The organism is Priestia sp. SRI_019 (genome assembly GCF_057586255.1).
The window spans coordinates 1,714,038-1,730,805 of record NZ_JBYCZN010000001.1 but is presented as its reverse complement, the minus strand read 5'-3'; the positions used below and the strand labels follow the sequence as shown (position 1 = coordinate 1,730,805).

The window sequence follows — 16,768 nt, the reverse complement described above, 5'->3', positions numbered from 1 at the left end:
ATCTTTTTGATGAACAGAAATGATAGCTACTTAAATTATTATATTCAAATTTGAGTATTTTACAATCTTAAATGTGCTTTTTTTAGAAATAAACATAAGAAAAGCGTAATGGGTCCATTACGCTTTTACTGTGAGCTGAGGCTCTAATTCAATCTCAACATTTCCTTGAATGGCTCTTGAAATCATACAAGATGTTTCTGCTTTTTTTATAAGTCGATTGATTTTTTCTTCTTGAGCCGCAAATTCAGATGTGATGATAACATGAGGTTTATGAATAATTTTTTCGTATGTGAATACGCCGTTCGTCACGTCCACAATAGCTTCTGATTCCATCGTTAAACCCTCCTGACGGATTCCGCTTCTTTCGAACATCGCTGCAAGCGTGATGATGTAGCAAGTGGCTGCTGCCCCTAGCAGCATTTCATCTGGATTTGTTCCCACTCCTGGCCCGTCCATTTCTGGTGGAATAGAAATTTTTGTTTTTAATTGTCCTGATTCAATTGCACCTACTTCATTTCGGCCTCCTGGCCAATTTGCTTGCAAATGAAAGTGATGTTTTGCCATAGTTTATCCTTCTTTCTTCTATATAATGATGTGTACCTAGCGTACCCTTTTTATATATAAAATAAAAATGTTCTGCTTGTCACAGCAAAAAGACTGCTAAACGGCGCAGTCTTTGTTTTTTCTTAACTTAAAGGTACTTTCTTTTCGCTTTCAACGAAAGCTTTGATTAATGATGGCAGCCAGTCCCGCAGGTTTGTAAATGAATATCCCCAAAAGCTAGCCTTTTCATTGCTCATCGTCCAAGAATGATCTACTCCGTAAGGAGAACTATTTTCATCTGTTAAACGAGAGGTTGTTTTTGCGGTTTTATTCGCTGCTTGTTCAATATATGAAAATAAATTTTTGAGTGAAATAGTACCATTTGAACAAGCGTTAATCGGTCCTTTTAGCTTCTGTTCTGCACACCAGACTAAAAATTCACCGGCTTCTTCCTGTGAAATGAAGTTCATTTCTGCTTCAATAGCCGGTACACCAATTTCTTCTTCATGCATAATTTTTTCTACGTGAAAACGTAAACGATCCGTATAATCATCTTTTCCCATTACAATTGGAAAACGGACAGCCGTTACCGAAAACGGTGCTTTTTGAAAGAATACAGCCTCCGCTTGGCGCTTTCCTTCTTGGTAGGAAATATTTTCACGACGTGTATATGAAATAGGATACTTGTATGGGTCAAAATCTTCTTCATAACACGTTTTTTCTAAAGAACCGTATACTGAAAGAGTCGAGGTGAGTACATAGTGACTCGTACTATGACGAAAAGCTTCAACAGCCACAGCTGCGCCGTGTGAAGAATAGCATATTTGATCGAAGATAACATCCCATTTTCTTCCTCGTGTTGTTTCGATTACAGAATCTTTTTCTACACGATCAAGAAAAATCCGTTCAACTCGGTTGCCGAAATCATCTGGTGTTTTACCTCGCGTCGCTAACGTAACCTTAACTCCTTTAGAGAGCAATGTCTGGACTAAATTTTTCCCAAAAAAACGAGTTCCACCTAACACAAGTGCTGTTTTCATCCTTTTCTCCACCTTTCGTATTTGATATGGATAACCATACCATTATTATCCAACTTTTTTGTTCGTAAAGCTATGAATCTTTCCGCTTATTTTTTTATATTCCCACCTATTTTTTCGCCACTGTCGTGTTAAGATGTACATATCTAACAAAAAGGAGCGACAGTGATGAAGCCTTCTCCACTTCCCCTTAACGAACGCCTTGTTGTTCTTGATATTATTCGGGGTATTGCTTTGCTAGGCATTTTCTTAGTAAATATCCCTGCTTTTGCTTATCCGATATTTATTTTTCAGCTGTACGATATTCCTTATGAATATAAAGGAATCGATGCTTATATTGATTTATTCTTGCTGCTGTTTGTTCAAGGAAAGTTTTTTACGATTTTCTCTTTTTTATTTGGACTTGGATGCGGAATCTTTTTGCGTAGAGCTGAAGAAAAGCATTACTTTGCCGCTGCTTTATGGTCCAGAAGAATGGCTTCTTTGCTATTAATCGGACTTTTTCATCTTGTCTTTTTCTGGTATGGAGACATTTTGCATGTGTATGCTATTAGCGGTTTTTTATTGTTGTTTTTTTATAATCGAAAAACCAAGACGATTTTGCTGTGGGCAATAGGCCTGCTATGCTTTTTTTATCTTTTGGCTTGCATGCAGTTTTTTATTCCAGCCCACGTCTTGCAGGAGGCTCAGTTGGAGTATAAGGTTTTACAAGAACATGCCTTAGTCCAATATTTATCCACCTACAGGCAAGCAGACTATTTATCTTGGCTGTTTTATCGTTTGAATGTTGAAGTGGTACCTATGCTATTAAATCTACCGTTTTCTATCTTTCCCGTATTTTCTATGTTTTTATTTGGCTTATATACTGCTAAAAAAGAATTAGTACATAGTATCGAACAAAATCGTTCTTTTTTTAAGGAAATTCAGTCAATAACAGGCGCAGCAGGTTTTACTTTAACTATTATTCTTGCTATCTTAAAACTAGAAATTTTAAAATATGGACTCTATCAGCAGGCGGCCATTCACCTTTTTACAAGTTTGAGCGGCATTTTTCTATGTTTTTTTTATCTTACCACCTTACTGTTATTCCTGCAATTTTCTCCTTACGCTTCGATGCTGGGTCTTTTTAAGTATAGTGGAACAATGGCATTAACAACTTACCTTAGCCAAACTTTAATTTGCCTGTGGATGGTTAGAGCCTTTGGTTTATACGGAACTCTTACCTTAACAGAAAGCACGATTATTTGTCTCATTATATATACACTCCAGCTTTTTTTTAATAAGTGGTGGCTTTATTATTTCTATTACGGCCCGTTTGAATGGTTATGGCGGAGCTTTACATACCGATCTTTCCCGCCTCTCAGACGGAATAGAAAAGCTTCAGCTTAACAGCAAATCGGCCTTCAAATTTGAAAGCCGATTTGTCTCCTTTACTGCAAAGGCGGTATGGTTATTCGTTTAATTCCATTTGTTTCAAACTCTCGTATATACTCCATTTCTCGATGAAAAATTTGCATAAAAACTTCATTTTTTATTTCTTTAATGGGTCCTATTTGTTCTATCACATCTCGTTTAGCCATGCGATAGGCTAGCGCTTCCCAAAACACTTCGTTATCGTATTCTCCAATAATATCTTGAAGAGAATCTTCATGTTCTTCTGTAAACATAACCTCACTGTTTAGCGTGTGAAAAGGTCCTTTTTCAAGGAAAGGCTCTGCATGAGAAAACATTTGTTTTTCTACATCCGTATATTCTTGTGCATGCTCATCTTCCACTCCAGAACATGCCGTGACCATCCAGTTACCTAAATAAATTAAATCCAGCAGTTGAAAAAAATGCGTTTCAGATAGTTGAAGTTCAATATCGTTTTTTACAGGAGCTTTTGACATAAGCGCGGATCTCTCCTTTAATTTTGAGGGTAGTTGCTACTAAATAAAATAGCTAAAAGGGTTAGTATGCAGGCTAGCAGGAAAACTGAAGAAATGGCTTCACCTCTTTTCTGTAGTGTGAAAATAGAGGTACTGACATCCAAAGAAGTGAATACGAAGGGTGTAAACTTATCATAATCGAAATAAAGACAAGATACAAGACTTTTTTACTAAATTTTCTTACTATTTTCGTCATAAATACCTATTTTTGTTTTGTTTATACTAGAAAGGTCCGAACATTGCGTGCGGAGCTGCCCAAAATAAAAAAGCGCTGAATCAGGCGCTTTAACGGTGTAAAAAAATAGATAAACCAATAAAAAAAGCAGCTAAAATAAAATCAAAAATCCATTGCCACTTTTCACGTTTTAACAATACGTGCTCTACTCCTGATAACAGCGAACTTATACTAACCAAAACAAAAATAAAGCTTAATTGGTTAAACGAAAATTTAGTGACAAAATTTGATACAAGTATGACTGCTACGGTGATGAACAGTGCCATTTGACTTATAAGTACCCATTTAATTCTCTGTTTATATCCGTCTTTTAAAGCTTGTAATAAATCGTTGCTGATCACTCTCGCTAAACCCCTTTTGTATTCCTATCGTCAAAAGTAAGAACGCAGCAAAAAACGCTTCTCTGCATCTTAACTACTTAGCAAAACTAGCTATTAAATTGAAACATAAATATCGACTTGACTGTACTCAGGATCAATACAGCGTTCATCATATAATTCAAAATCCATTTTATAGGCACGATGATTTTTTTTAGCCCACTCGCGAATATAAGCCCAAGCCTCTACGACTACCTGTCTAGCTGGCCCAACAGCTGTTGTAAACACCATGTATTCACCTTCTGGGATGATGAACTCTCTCATATCATCTTTCAGTTCGCCCCCGGGTAAAACTTCATATCCGAGAGCAAATGTAAAATCCATTTTTTGATTGTATTCAAATTCTGTATAAAGAGCAAATGTATTGCCATTTACTTTATTGGCGATTTTATTAGCTAACTGTTGTTTATAAAAAGTCTGCCAGTGCTCAGGAATAAGACCTGTGCCCGTTTCTTCCACAGGTTCATCTGTTCGAATAGGCACTCCTACAACAGTAAATTCATTTACCTTGACTACTTTTTGACTTACAACTAAGTCAGTCAACATATTGAGCCCCCTTAATTCTTCTTTTTCTGTAGTTACAATGAGGGAAATACTTCTTAATATGCATTTTATTTGTATTCAAAGAAAACGTCAACCTTTTGTGCAAATCCCTTAACGAAGGGGCTGAAGATCATTCTTCTAAGCTATAAAAAAACGATTCTATTTTCCTTGTACACATCATACGTATAAGATACCCCTAATTTACAATAGAGTGAGGTAAAAAAATGAAGATCATTGAACTTGCCGAATTCATTAAAACAAGTAAAAAAACAACTAAACTTGCTCTTTCCTCTTCTACAGTACAGTATACATTAGAAACAGATGATTTGAAAATTGAATTAAAAACAGGCGGCACGAATAAGCGAATCGTGTTTTTTCGCATCTTCTTAAAAGGAACATACAAGGATTGGATTTGTTATCACCGGAACGAACATCATATTTACGAATTGTATCAAAATATTTCTTTATCCCCTCAACTGCAAAAGCAGCTTTTGTACGCTATTGCATCATAAAAAGAGCTGGCTTAGTTAGCCAGCTCTTTTTATTTATGCTGTAGCTTTGTAAATGAATGTTTATGCGGCTTCACATGTAATTTTCCCTTTGTCCATTGAATCCCTCTATATAAATAGTACGAGCACCAAAAAACTGCTGGAACGATAAGTACGTAGGCAACGACACTATTTGTAAAGAAAGAAGAATCTATAGAACGAAGCAATCGATAGGTCTCATTTAATATACATATATGCACGACATAAATGCCAACTGAATTTTTCCCAACCTTTGAAAAGAATGAGTTTTTGCCAAGGCTTGGACTGCTCAATACGAATAAAAACAATGATGCCGATAAAAAAATTGTAGAAATAAAATAGTCTCCGGGCTTGCTGTGCTGGATATTAACCAACCAGTAACGCTCGACGATCTCTAATGCTGAAAACACAAAAAAGCTGGCTAAATAAATCATTGGCCTTACGTTTAATACTGACAGAATTTGCTTACCATAAAGGGCAAACATAGCTCCTAATACTGTATAGAACAAACCAAAGAACAGGGCATCTCTCGTTTGAAAAGAAAGTGGAAAAAATAAAGAATAAGACTGCCCAAATAACCCAGTTACATATAATACGGTGCTGATAAGCATTAATAAGCCAATCTTTTTCCATCGTTGAAATAAGAACACAATGACAACAGCCCAAATTAATGCAATCAAGTACCAAAGCTGAAATCCACTTGTGTCACTTCCATAATAAAAGATATCTTTGAATGTGATGGATGATGTTAAATAATCAGCTACTGCACCTTTTCGTTCTGCTAATGTTCCGTGGTTTTGAAATAAGCGCAGAACTACACCAAACAATAAATAAAAGACGAACCAACATGCATAAAGTTTTGAAATATTCCACGTGTATTTTTTTAAGTATGCAGAAGGCTTTGGATGTTTTTGAATTTTATTCATAAACAAGTAACCTGATACAATAAAGAAAAAAGGAACCGCGAATCGTGCAAATGTGTCAACAATGACATCTAGCACATTTTCCTGGTTCCCTAAAAAGAAATCGTCATGTGATGGATTAACATGGATACAAACTACAAACACTGTAGCAAAAAACTTAATAAAATCAATTGAATAATTACGTTCCATCTTGTTGTCAGCTCCTTAAAATAAACTCGAGCTCTATTTTAGCATAATTATCCAAACAGAAAAGAGATTTTGGTAAAATTAACCTTATAGTCATGGAAAAAATTTCTTAACTTCCAATATTCTAGTCTTGTTTACTTGTATGATGTCTTTCAATATTCCAAATAAATGATTCTAAAGAACTACAAAACAAAAAACAGATTACGCGTAACCTGTTTTTTAAATTAACATTTTCCATGCAAACTTATTATCTTGTTTAATATCGACTTCTTTTTCATGCAAAGCTTGCACATGCTGTTTAATTTGTTTGAGAAACAGCATTACTTCTCCGCTTGATACTGCAGCTGAGTTGAGAGATAACGAATGTTTTTTCGCAATTTTTAATTCCTCGGTTTCCACTGAAATGCTCACGTGGCGAAATAAGTGCCAAGGGTAGTAAACTGTTTTAAAAGATTTTGAGAAATAAATCCCTTTAGAACAAATGGTAATCCCCTCGGTTTTTTGAAGAGGATATGTATTTAAATGAGCTACAATTTTTTCTTTAGCAGGTAAATAGAGCCTGTTTCGCATCTCTTTTTCAACTTCTTCACATAGCTGTCCTTCTACCGACAACACATCTTTTGGATCAGGGGTTTGATGAATTTGAAAAGATGAACAAATAGAAGTTAATTCTTTTGAGGACACACACGGATATATATAGTCTTGACACATATATTCATGGGAATGAGTGCGAATAAATTTCTTGATTTTTTTTAATAGAGATACTAGCTTTCTAGCTGAGTAATCGTTTTGATTGACTTGAAACTTCTCCACGTCATTAAAACAAATCATTTCTTCTCTTCGAATGGTAATGGATTGAATGTTAGCGAACTCTTCCCATAACATTTTTCCTTTTTTCATCCCTCTGCTTTTCCAGTAAATCCCCTTATTTGTAAAGCAAACTCCCCTTTTATCTAGGCCTGCTATAAAAGAGCTGTGTAAATACGCAATTATTTTTTCTTGGGGCTGAAACTGAAAGTATTTGCTAGCCATTTTTTTGTAGAAACTAGGTATTTGCATTACATAAAATTGACTTTCTCTATAGATTAAGCATAAGTCAGTCAAATAATTAGTTTTCAGCGTCGCCACGCTCTCACTTCCTTTTTGAGTGTAAATAACCGTACCCATTTTTTTCTATTACTTTATAAACGTTTTTTAATGAAAAAAGTTTCAACTTTTTTTGTTTTTTATAAAAAAGCTTTAAATTGAAGCATTCCTTTCATCTAGGAGGTTATCTAATTACTCACTTATTCAATAATCTTATTTTAAACGTTCCCTACTTAATTAAGGAACTAAACCAGATAATAGTAATGCTTACCTGCTTTATCCAAATCATCCATTGTGAACAAAAACAAACCGCAGCGTTAAAACGCGATGCGGTTTGTTTTTTTAAGCTAAATAAGCTTCTTTTATTTTTTCATTATGAATTAATTCCGGTCCTTTCCCTTGCAGAATAATTTCGCCCGTTTGAATCACATAGCCTCGGTGCGCGATTTGCAGCGCTTGATAAGCGTTTTGTTCAACGAGTAAAATGGTCATTCCGCTTTTATTTAATTCCATAATGATTTCAAATATCTGTTCTACAATGATAGGAGCAAGCCCCATAGAAGGTTCATCTAGCATAAGCATGGAAGGGTTCATCATAAGCGCTCGCCCGATAGCTAGCATTTGCTGTTCACCGCCGCTCATCGTTCCTCCTTTTTGAGTCAACCTTTCTTTTAACCTTGGAAAATACGTGAATACTCTAGCCATATTTTCTTCTATTACTTTTTTATTAGAAAGTGAGAATGCTCCGATCGTTAAATTTTCTTTTACCGTCATCTTAGGAAAAATCTTTCTTCCTTCTGGTACGTGAGCTATTCCTAGCCGGGCCGTTTGGTGAGGAGGGAATTTCGTGATGTGGGTGCCTTTATACACGATACTACCTGCATTGACAGGAGCTTGACCGCTAATGGACTTTAGTGTGGTAGATTTACCGGCTCCATTGCTTCCGATAAGAGTCACAATTTCTCCTTCTTCTACATCAATCGTTATTCCTTTAAGCGCTTGGATTCCTCCGTAAAAGGTGTCAACTTCAGTTAACTTTAGTAGAGTCATGTGCTTTTCTCCTTTCTCTCTATCTCCTCTGCCGCTCCTTTTCCTAAATAGGCTTCGATCACTTTCGGGTACGTACGGATATGTTCAGCGTTTCCTTCTGCAATTTTTATTCCATGATCTAATACAATAATATGATCAGAAATTTCCATGACGAGCTTCATGTCATGCTCAATTAATAAAATAGTTATTTCCCGGTCTTTTCGTATCGTGTGAATAAGATCCGTCAGCTCTTTTGTTTCACGCGGATTCATACCAGCAGCCGGTTCGTCTAATAATAACAGTGAGGGTCTAGTAGCTAACGCTCTGGCAATTTCGAGTCGGCGCTGCGCTCCATATGATAAGTTATTGGCTACTTCGTTATATAAAGCTTCTAGCCCAACGTATTCTAACAGCTTATACGCTTCTTTTTTAGCTGCTTTTTCCGCTCTTCTTGCTCGAGGTAAATTCAACAGCGTTTCAAAAGTGGTTGCTTTCAAATGATTGTGCATCCCAACTAACACATTTTCTAAAACCGTTATATTACTAAACAACCTGATGTTTTGAAATGTCCGAGAAATCCCTTGTTTTGATACGCTGTGAGGCTTTAGCCCTGTTATGGATTGACCATTTAACATAATATCACCTGAGGTTGGCTGATAAACACCTGTCACCATATTAAAAAACGTGGTCTTTCCAGCGCCGTTTGGTCCTATTACAGCTGTTATTGAATTTTTTTGAATATCCATTGTTACGTCTTGATTGGCAACTAAACCGCCAAAGGTCTTGGTTACATTTTTCACTTCTAAAATAGACAATTTCTTTCACCTCTATAGATTGACGTTTTTCTTAGCCGCTGAAATCACAGGCTGTATTTCTTCTTCAGCTTCTTCTTTCAGCTCTTTCAAATCGAACGTAGGCTGTTTAGCAGGAAGCAACCCCTGAGACCTGTATAGAGCAAATAGAATAAGAAGTCCGCCAAAAATAAATCGCTGCATTTTAGCTGGCGAAAGTGCATCTGGTATAGAGATAACCCCGTTTAAACTCAGTTGATTAAACCAATCAGTGAGCTCCGTCAATACTTGAAGATTAAGAATGGTTACAACCGCCGCTCCAAGTATGACGCCTGGAACGCTCCCCATCCCTCCTAAAATAACCATCACTAAAATCGTAATTGATTCTAACAGGGTAAAGCTGGTTGGATCGACAAACGTTTGCTTAGCGGCAAAAACAACTCCCATCATCCCTGAAAAAGAGGCACCAATAGCAAACGCAAGCAGCTTTGTTCTGACAAGGTGAATTCCCATCGCTTGAGCTGCAATTTCATTTTCACGAACCGCTTTCCACGATCGTCCTACTTTAGAATATTCAAATCGCCGTACAATAAAAATAACCGCAGCTAAGATGACTAATACTACATAATAAAACTGACTTGGATATACTAAGTTAATCCCAAAAATAGAAGGCGGCGTCACGGAGGACAGCCCCATTGCCCCGTTTGTAATATTGATTGGTTTATCCAAATTGTTAAACACAATTCGAATAATTTCCCCGAATCCAAGCGTAACGATAGCTAGATAGTCTCCTTTTACGCGCAGCACAGGTATACCAAGCAAAACTCCAAATAAAGCGGCTATTAGGCACCCTGCAATAATAAAAAACCAAAAGCTTTCTCCTGATAATGGGTACGTACCAAAAGGCATAAAATTAGCAGCTTGATTGGTCGCAAAAATTCCATACGTGTAAGCCCCAACTGCAAAGAAAGCAACAAATCCCAAATCCAATAATCCGGCTAACCCCACTACAATGTTCAACCCAAGTGCCATAGCAATATAGATGCCTACTAGTGTAGATACTTCCATATATGATTCATAAGCAGGGCCTTGGCTAGCTGAAAAAGGAAGCAGCACAATTAAAATGACCCCTGCTATTAGCCATTTTAATTTAATAGAAAGAGACATAAAATACAGAAGTAATAATGAAAATAAAAGAAGTAAAAATGCGACAACGGACTTTTGGGCAAGCATTAAACTACCGCTTGTTGCAATTACATATATAAAAAATAGAATGATTTGCGCCTTTTTGTTTCCTTCAAGCCTACTCATTATTTTTTTCATCTTCATCACCTACACTTTTTCTGTAACGGCTTTTCCAAATAAGCCTTCTGGTTTAAAAATTAACACCAAAATCAAAATGGCAAATGCAAATACATCTTTATACTCTGCTCCTAAAACATTGCCGGTAATTGTTGATAAATTCGCAGCTGCAAACATTTCAAGAATGCCGAGCATTAGGCCTCCAAACATTGCGCCTCGTATATTGCCTATACCTCCTAAAACAGCTGCTGTAAAAGCCTTTAATCCCAATATGAACCCAATGTAAGGATCAATTGTTCCGTAATGAAGCGCAAATAACACACCGGTCGCGCCTCCTAGAGCCGAACCAATAAAGAAAGTAAGAGAAATAACTTTGTTTACATTAATGGACATTAATGAAGCTGTATCAGGATCTTGAGCTACAGCTCTCATTGCCATTCCCCATTTGGTCCGATTGACGAAAATTTCAAGTCCGATCATTAAGCAAAAAGCAACAAGTAACACTACGATAAACGTTACTTTAAATGTAGCATCATCAAATGATGATGAAAGAGAAGAAGCACTAACCGATACTTTTCCTGAAAATAAAGCAGGGGTATTAACAATATAGTTACCATTCTTAAGTTCCGTAATGAAGCGCACAAAATCCTGTAATAGAAACGACATTCCGATAGCTGTAATAAGTGTAATTAGTTTAGAAGACTTGCGCAGGGGGCGGTAAGCTACTCTTTCAATTCCCATACCAAGAAACCCAGTCGCAACGCTCGTAATAAGAAGAACTAAAATTAACGTCACAACAGCTGGAAAAGCTGCAATCCAGCCTACGCCTGTTAACCCTATTAAAATAGCGGTTCCGATAAAGGCGCCTGACATAAAGATTTCGCCGTGTGCAAAATTGATGAGTTCTAAAATGCCATATACCATCGTATAACCTAGGGCAATAATTGCATATACAGCTCCTAATGTTAGTCCGTCAATTAACACTTGCGGCAGCGTTTGTATAATATGAGCAAACATATAACCTCGTCCCTTTCGTCCTATAAAATCGATTTTAAGAAAAGAAAGGTACGGAACATCCATACCTTTCTTTTCTAAGGTTTACTGTGAGATTTCTCCTTCTAATTTAGCTGGGTACGAAGGAGCGTCAAACTTATAGATAAAGATTTTAGCGTATTTATTGTCTCCTTTCTCATCAAATCCTACCTGTGTAAGTTCTCCTTTGTATTCTTTAATACCGCGTACGGCGTCACGTACTGCTTCATGAGAAGGAAGCTTTTTATCATTGTCTTCAATTGCTTTTTGAATACCTTGAAGCATAACTTTCATGGAATCATACCCGTATACAGAATATGACTCTACTTTTTTATTGAATTTCTTCTCATAATCTTTAGCAAATTGCGTCTTGGAAGCATCGCCTGCTACTGACGTAAGATACGTATCTTTTACAGCATCTCCGGCAATATCAACTAAAGTTGATGAGTCTAAGCCATCCCCTCCCATAAACTTAGCGGTAATTCCTTTATCACGAGCTTGTTTAATTAAAAGTCCGCCTTCTGCATAAAGACCACCAAAATAAACGAGATCCGGCTTTTCTTTAGAGACTTGATTTAACACGCCGTTAAAATCTTTTTCTCCAACCGTAATTCCTTCAAATCCAACAATTTTTGCTCCTTCTTTTTCAGCTGCTGTTTTAAAAGCATCTGCAAGCCCTTGTCCGTAAGCTGTTTTATCTTGAATGACAAAAATATTTTTTGCTTTCAACTCTTTAACAGCATATTCAGCTCCTGCAGGCCCTTGGAAGTCATCGCGCGCTACAATGCGGTTAACCGTTTTTAATTTTCGGTCTGTTACGTCCGTTGCTGTACTTGCAGGAGAAATCATTGGAATTGAATATTTCTCATACGTTTCAGATGAAGGAATGGTAACCCCTGAATTTAAATGTCCTATCACTCCATAGACGGCTTTATCTGATCCAATTAACTGAGCGTTCGCTACGCCTTTTTTAGGATCGCCCTGATCGTCATACGGTACAAGCTGAAGTTTATATCCTAATTTTTTAAACGTGTCTTTTTCTTCATCAAGAGCTAGCTGAGCTCCCAGTTTGATCGCTTCACCCAACGTCGCACTACCTCCTGACAAAGGGCTTTGCGTAGCAATTTTAATAACATTGCTACCTTTATCTTCTCCTGATGTACTGTTGCTCCCACAGCCAGCTACAAATCCTACCGATAAGACCGTTGTTGCTAAAATAGATAACATTTTTTTACTTAGCATGTAGTAATCGTTATAAAGCGCTTAATAGCGGCTAGTCTTTTATAACGATTTTCCCTCCCTTTGCTCGCGTCTAGAACGCTTTTTATCTTTGCAACAAATGTCATCTCTGAAAACGGTGAAACAGCTTGCTGTTTATGTACATCTTTTTTCACATCCTTTCATAATAGATTCACTTTCATATATAAAGAGACACTAATAAAAGTAAAAATATAGTTATTTTTTACTATTATAAAAGGATAAACAGCAGTATTTCACCAAACTTGTCAGTAATAATGACACATATTTTTATAATTTTCTAAATTTTATAAAAATAATTTTAATTATATTCACTTATTTTTTGTGATATACTTTTTGGCTATATATATAACAAAAAAGCATGTCACCGTAAGGAAACATGCCGTGTAACTATTCAACCTAAAAAAAGGTGCATAGTATGCACCTTTTATATGACCCTTTGTTTTCTCTTTCTCCCTAAGTTTAACTATTATTTCGTAATGCCTGTGATCCCTCTTCCCCTGTTCGGATCTTAATCGCATTTTTTAATTCATAGATGAATATTTTCCCATCTCCAGGCTGACCTGTATTTAGTACTTTTCTTGCTTTATCAACAACGTCAGATACTGGAACTTCGCATACCACAATTTCTACTTTAATTCGTGCGTGCATATTGTCTTGTTTTTTAACGCCTCTATAAAGTTCCGTAATGCCTTTTTGCAACCCGCACCCCAGCGCATCTGTAACTGTAATACCGCTAACGCCGATTTTCGCCAGTTCTTGCTTAAGCTCTTCAAACTTTGAAGGGCGTGTAATAATTTCAATTTTTGTTAAAACATCACTCACTGTGCCCACCCCTTTTACATATTCGATTCGTGATACGCTCTTTCACCGTGCAGCGTAATATCAAGCCCAAGCGTTTCTTCTTCTTGTGTCGCACGCAGAGATACAATTAATCCAACCACTTTAACAATAATGAAGGTAGCAATGCCGACAAATAGATACGTTGCTACGATAGCCACCAGCTGTTTCCAAAGCAGACTTGGATCTCCGTAGAATAAACCATTCGCACCGGCGTCATTTACAGAAGTTGTGGCAAATAAACCTGTTGCGATACCTCCCCACGTTCCCCCAATACCGTGAAGACCAAATGCATCTAACGCATCATCGTAACCGATTTTCTTTTTAAGTGAGAAGATACCCCAGAAACAAACCGCTCCGCCGATAAAACCAATTACAATAGAAGCAAACGGTGTAACGAATCCACAAGCTGGTGTTATAGCTACAAGTCCAGCAATTGCTCCCGAAACGGCTCCAAGCAGCGTAGGTTTTTTATTAATAATCCACTCTACTACAAGCCAGCCGATAATTCCTGTTGCTGCCGCTGTATTCGTGTTAATGAAAGCCGTCATTGCGACGCTGTTAATTGTTAAAGAACTTCCAACGTTAAAACCAAACCACCCGAACCAAATCAGCATTCCGCCTAAAAGAGTTAGCGGTAAATTGTGAGGTGCTGCGGCATCGGCATTTTTTCGTTTTCCAACAACAAGAGCTAGAATTAATCCTGCTACACCTGACGAAATGTGAACGACGTTTCCTCCGGCAAAGTCGATCGCTCCTAGTTCACGAAGCCATCCGCCAACTCCCCAAACCCAGTGTGCAACGGGTGCATATACAAATAATGACCATAGGATAGCAAATAAGATAAATGCTGAAAACTTCATGCGCTCTGCAAAAGCACCGGAGATAATAGCTACTGTTAACACAGCAAATGTTAGCTGAAACATCATAAACATGTTATGCGGGATCGTAGCACTGTAGTCCCCGTTTGGAGTAAACCCGACTCCTTTTAATCCTACCCAATCCAAGTTACCAATAAAAGCATTGCCACCGGTCGAAAATGCTAGAGAATAGCCAGCTACTATCCAAAGAACAGATATGACTGCTAATGAACCTACGCTATACATCGCGGTACTTAACATGTTTTTACTTCGAACCATGCCTCCGTAAAACAATGCAATAGCTGGTGTCATAATCCAAACCAATAATGCTGAAAAAAACATAAATACTGAATCGCCCATTTGCATGATGATTTCCCCCTTAAGTACGAATAAATAACCCCTAAATTAAATGTTAGATTATATAACATCTTTTGTTATGTTTACTATCATATTTGATTTGTATGTATTTAGCAACTACTTTTTGCAAATTTTTTCAGAAAACTTTTGTTTTTTTATACACTTTTCTTTTTGTTATTTATTCTCCTATGTACACATAAACTGAAATATTATTTGTGTGTGTTAGAATTTCTAACACAAAAAAATCCTCTTCTTGGAGTAGAAGAGGATTTTTCTTTACAAATACATATATACGCCTGGTCCTAGAGGAATACCGAATACAGCAAAAACAATCAACATTATAATCCAAATTCCTAAAAAGGCTAAAGTATAAGGAAGCATAAGTGAAATGATGGTTCCAAGCCCCGCTTTCGGCTCGTATTCTTTCATAAAGGCTAAAATGACAATCATGTATGGATTTAAAGGAGTGATTACATTCGTAGACGAATCCGCTATTCGGTAAGCTGCTTGAATAAATCCAGGGTTGTAGCCTAACAGCATGAACAATGGAATAAAAATAGGTGCTTCTAGTGCCCATTGAGCGGAGCCGCTAAAAATAAGAAGGCTTAGAACAACAGTTAAAAATACAAAACCAACCACAACTGGAAGTCCAGTTAGATTTAGTGCTTTTAATGCATCCGCTCCTTCTACTGCAATCCACGTTCCAATATTAGTCCAATTAAAGTAAGCGATAAATTGAGCAGCCGCAAAAATAAGGACAATATAGCTAGCCATATCTTTCATCGAATCAGTCATATAAGCAGGTACATCTCTAGAACTTTTGATTTTCCCTACTGTTATTCCGTAAACAGAGCCAACTACCACAAAAAACAGCAGCGTAATCGGGATGATACCATCTAAAAAAGGAGATGGAACAATTCCACCGTCTTCATTTCGTAGAGGAGAGTTGGGCCAAAATAAGAAAACAGCTAGTACAGCGACATAAATACATGTAGCAACGATACTGTTTTTTAATCCTTTTGCTTCTGCCTCACTAATTTCACCAAAATCATTGCGTTTTTTTCCTTTATAATTGCCCAGCCTAGGTTCTACAATCTTTTCGGTGACGACCGCCCCTATAACGGTCAAAACAAATACAGAAGCCGCCATGAAGTACCAGTTTGCTGCAGGACTTACAGCAGTGCTTGGGTCAATTGTTTTGGCAGCTTCAGTCGAAATGCCTGATAACAATCCGTCGGTTCCAGATATAATAAGATTCGCTGTAAAGCCTGATCCCACCCCAGCAAATCCTGCTGCTAATCCAGCAAGCGGGTGCCTTCCTACTGTATAAAAAATCATTGCGGCAAGCGGAGGCACGATGACAAAAGCAGCATCTGCCGCTAAGTTGGCCATAATCCCTGTAAATATGATGGCGTATGTAATAAGAGCTTTTGGAGCATTTAAAATCGTTTTTTTTATGGCCACTTCAAGCAGACCTACTTTTTCTGCAAGTCCCACTCCAAGCATCATAGCAAGTACAAGTCCTAGGGGCTTAAATTCAGTGAAATTGGTCAGCATCGATGTTAAGATATACTGAATGCCTTCATGCGACAACAAACTTTTAATTGGAAGAGTTTTATTAGTACCAGGATGGACCACCGTTACTCCCATACTATTAATAGCAACAGATGCTACTACGATAATAAGCGCTAGGCATACAAACAAAATAAAAGGATCAGGTAGTTTGTTTCCGAACACTTCTACTCTTCCTAATAGTTTGTCTAGAAAGGTTGTTGGGTGTGATTTTTGCTCTGTTTGCAAATTAGGTTGTGCCATGCTTTCTCTCCTTTTTCTTTTGGATTCTTTCCTTTTAATTACCAAAACACTATTAGTACATAATAATCTGAATATTTATATTATTCAAGTATTATTTTTA

Annotated in this window: 17 protein-coding genes; 2 read left to right on the top strand and 15 right to left on the bottom strand. The window is 37.1% G+C overall.

The genetic code is table 11. From position 1 onward, the window contains the following. Nucleotides 1-117: 117 nt before the first annotated feature. Both AC2YJL_RS09435 and AC2YJL_RS09430 read right to left on the bottom strand, forming a co-directional pair. Nucleotides 118-564, bottom strand: a complete 447-nt coding sequence (locus AC2YJL_RS09435) for an OsmC family protein (RefSeq protein ID WP_369361025.1) — start codon at nucleotides 562-564, stop codon at nucleotides 118-120. A gap of 122 nt (nucleotides 565-686) precedes the next feature. Continuing rightward, nucleotides 687-1,583 (bottom strand): NAD-dependent epimerase/dehydratase family protein, encoded by an 897-nt coding sequence (locus AC2YJL_RS09430; protein ID WP_195696662.1) that lies wholly within the window; start codon nucleotides 1,581-1,583, stop codon nucleotides 687-689. 165 nt (nucleotides 1,584-1,748) lie between these two features. Between AC2YJL_RS09430 and AC2YJL_RS09425 the strand changes: the two genes are divergently transcribed. Beyond that, nucleotides 1,749-2,969: a DUF418 domain-containing protein gene (locus AC2YJL_RS09425; RefSeq protein ID WP_369361028.1), complete on the top strand. Its 1,221-nt coding sequence runs from the start codon at nucleotides 1,749-1,751 to the stop codon at nucleotides 2,967-2,969. A gap of 41 nt (nucleotides 2,970-3,010) precedes the next feature. Here AC2YJL_RS09425 and AC2YJL_RS09420 read toward each other — a convergent pair whose 3' ends face one another. From AC2YJL_RS09420 to AC2YJL_RS09410, 3 genes are all read right to left on the bottom strand, one after another. Then, nucleotides 3,011-3,469, bottom strand: coding sequence for a hypothetical protein (locus tag AC2YJL_RS09420; RefSeq protein ID WP_050689770.1), 459 nt, complete (start codon nucleotides 3,467-3,469; stop codon nucleotides 3,011-3,013). Nucleotides 3,470-3,793: 324 nt separating this feature from the next. Then, nucleotides 3,794-4,084: a hypothetical protein gene (locus tag AC2YJL_RS09415; RefSeq protein WP_013057601.1), complete on the bottom strand. Its 291-nt coding sequence runs from the start codon at nucleotides 4,082-4,084 to the stop codon at nucleotides 3,794-3,796. A 93-nt stretch (nucleotides 4,085-4,177) separates the two neighbouring features. Next, on the bottom strand, nucleotides 4,178-4,666 hold the full coding sequence (locus AC2YJL_RS09410) for a GyrI-like domain-containing protein (protein ID WP_195696659.1): 489 nt from the start codon (nucleotides 4,664-4,666) through the stop codon (nucleotides 4,178-4,180). Nucleotides 4,667-4,887: 221 nt separating this feature from the next. Here AC2YJL_RS09410 and AC2YJL_RS09405 point away from each other — a divergent pair, with 221 nt between their 5' ends. Next, the gene (locus AC2YJL_RS09405) at nucleotides 4,888-5,175 is read left to right on the top strand and encodes a hypothetical protein (protein ID WP_028409073.1); all 288 of its coding nucleotides are present in this window, start codon (nucleotides 4,888-4,890) and stop codon (nucleotides 5,173-5,175) included. Between the two features lie 29 nt (nucleotides 5,176-5,204). Here the strand turns inward: AC2YJL_RS09405 and AC2YJL_RS09400 are convergent, their stop codons facing one another. The 10 genes from AC2YJL_RS09400 to AC2YJL_RS09355 all read right to left on the bottom strand — a co-directional run bounded on the left by AC2YJL_RS09400 (nucleotide 5,205) and on the right by AC2YJL_RS09355 (nucleotide 16,668). Next, nucleotides 5,205-6,302, bottom strand: a complete 1,098-nt coding sequence (locus tag AC2YJL_RS09400; RefSeq protein ID WP_075420842.1) for an acyltransferase — start codon at nucleotides 6,300-6,302, stop codon at nucleotides 5,205-5,207. Nucleotides 6,303-6,518: 216 nt separating this feature from the next. Next, nucleotides 6,519-7,199: a hypothetical protein gene (locus AC2YJL_RS09395; protein WP_230932953.1), complete on the bottom strand. Its 681-nt coding sequence runs from the start codon at nucleotides 7,197-7,199 to the stop codon at nucleotides 6,519-6,521. 528 nt (nucleotides 7,200-7,727) lie between these two features. Continuing rightward, nucleotides 7,728-8,435, bottom strand: coding sequence for an ABC transporter ATP-binding protein (locus tag AC2YJL_RS09390; protein WP_042992066.1), 708 nt, complete (start codon nucleotides 8,433-8,435; stop codon nucleotides 7,728-7,730). Further along, on the bottom strand, nucleotides 8,432-9,229 hold the full coding sequence (locus AC2YJL_RS09385) for an ABC transporter ATP-binding protein (protein ID WP_369361033.1): 798 nt from the start codon (nucleotides 9,227-9,229) through the stop codon (nucleotides 8,432-8,434). The genes AC2YJL_RS09390 and AC2YJL_RS09385 overlap by 4 nt, the downstream gene beginning before the upstream one ends. Nucleotides 9,230-9,241: 12 nt before the next feature. Beyond that, a complete protein-coding gene (locus tag AC2YJL_RS09380; RefSeq protein WP_115654234.1) occupies nucleotides 9,242-10,528 on the bottom strand; it encodes a branched-chain amino acid ABC transporter permease in 1,287 nt (428 codons plus the stop codon). Nucleotides 10,529-10,537: 9 nt separating this feature from the next. Continuing rightward, nucleotides 10,538-11,524, bottom strand: coding sequence for a branched-chain amino acid ABC transporter permease (locus tag AC2YJL_RS09375; RefSeq protein ID WP_014459527.1), 987 nt, complete (start codon nucleotides 11,522-11,524; stop codon nucleotides 10,538-10,540). A gap of 81 nt (nucleotides 11,525-11,605) precedes the next feature. Next, nucleotides 11,606-12,781, bottom strand: coding sequence for a branched-chain amino acid ABC transporter substrate-binding protein (locus AC2YJL_RS09370; protein ID WP_230932955.1), 1,176 nt, complete (start codon nucleotides 12,779-12,781; stop codon nucleotides 11,606-11,608). Nucleotides 12,782-13,258: 477 nt separating this feature from the next. Next, nucleotides 13,259-13,621 carry a P-II family nitrogen regulator gene (locus tag AC2YJL_RS09365; RefSeq protein WP_013057611.1) on the bottom strand — a complete coding sequence of 121 codons (363 nt, stop codon included), beginning with the start codon at nucleotides 13,619-13,621 and terminating at the stop codon, nucleotides 13,259-13,261. Nucleotides 13,622-13,635: 14 nt separating this feature from the next. Next, complete coding sequence (locus tag AC2YJL_RS09360) at nucleotides 13,636-14,862, bottom strand: ammonium transporter (RefSeq protein WP_013057612.1); 1,227 nt, start codon at nucleotides 14,860-14,862, stop codon at nucleotides 13,636-13,638. 267 nt (nucleotides 14,863-15,129) lie between these two features. Then, nucleotides 15,130-16,668: an AbgT family transporter gene (locus AC2YJL_RS09355; RefSeq protein WP_369361037.1), complete on the bottom strand. Its 1,539-nt coding sequence runs from the start codon at nucleotides 16,666-16,668 to the stop codon at nucleotides 15,130-15,132. Nucleotides 16,669-16,768: the final 100 nt, after the last annotated feature.

Bases quoted from the DNA above. Each gene is read 5' to 3' on its own strand.
- AC2YJL_RS09435 (WP_369361025.1), bottom strand. From the start codon at position 564: ATGGCAAAACATCACTTTCATTTGCAAGCAAATTGGCCAGGAGGCCGA.
- AC2YJL_RS09430 (WP_195696662.1), bottom strand. From the start codon at position 1,583: ATGAAAACAGCACTTGTGTTAGGTGGAACTCGTTTTTTTGGGAAAAAT.
- AC2YJL_RS09425 (WP_369361028.1), top strand. From the start codon at position 1,749: ATGAAGCCTTCTCCACTTCCCCTTAACGAACGCCTTGTTGTTCTTGAT.
- AC2YJL_RS09420 (WP_050689770.1), bottom strand. From the start codon at position 3,469: ATGTCAAAAGCTCCTGTAAAAAACGATATTGAACTTCAACTATCTGAA.
- AC2YJL_RS09410 (WP_195696659.1), bottom strand. From the start codon at position 4,666: ATGTTGACTGACTTAGTTGTAAGTCAAAAAGTAGTCAAGGTAAATGAA.
- AC2YJL_RS09405 (WP_028409073.1), top strand. From the start codon at position 4,888: ATGAAGATCATTGAACTTGCCGAATTCATTAAAACAAGTAAAAAAACA.
- AC2YJL_RS09400 (WP_075420842.1), bottom strand. From the start codon at position 6,302: ATGGAACGTAATTATTCAATTGATTTTATTAAGTTTTTTGCTACAGTG.
- AC2YJL_RS09395 (WP_230932953.1), bottom strand. From the start codon at position 7,199: ATGAAAAAAGGAAAAATGTTATGGGAAGAGTTCGCTAACATTCAATCC.
- AC2YJL_RS09390 (WP_042992066.1), bottom strand. From the start codon at position 8,435: ATGACTCTACTAAAGTTAACTGAAGTTGACACCTTTTACGGAGGAATC.
- AC2YJL_RS09380 (WP_115654234.1), bottom strand. From the start codon at position 10,528: ATGAAAAAAATAATGAGTAGGCTTGAAGGAAACAAAAAGGCGCAAATC.
- AC2YJL_RS09375 (WP_014459527.1), bottom strand. From the start codon at position 11,524: ATGTTTGCTCATATTATACAAACGCTGCCGCAAGTGTTAATTGACGGA.
- AC2YJL_RS09370 (WP_230932955.1), bottom strand. From the start codon at position 12,781: ATGCTAAGTAAAAAAATGTTATCTATTTTAGCAACAACGGTCTTATCG.
- AC2YJL_RS09360 (WP_013057612.1), bottom strand. From the start codon at position 14,862: ATGCAAATGGGCGATTCAGTATTTATGTTTTTTTCAGCATTATTGGTT.
- AC2YJL_RS09355 (WP_369361037.1), bottom strand. From the start codon at position 16,668: ATGGCACAACCTAATTTGCAAACAGAGCAAAAATCACACCCAACAACC.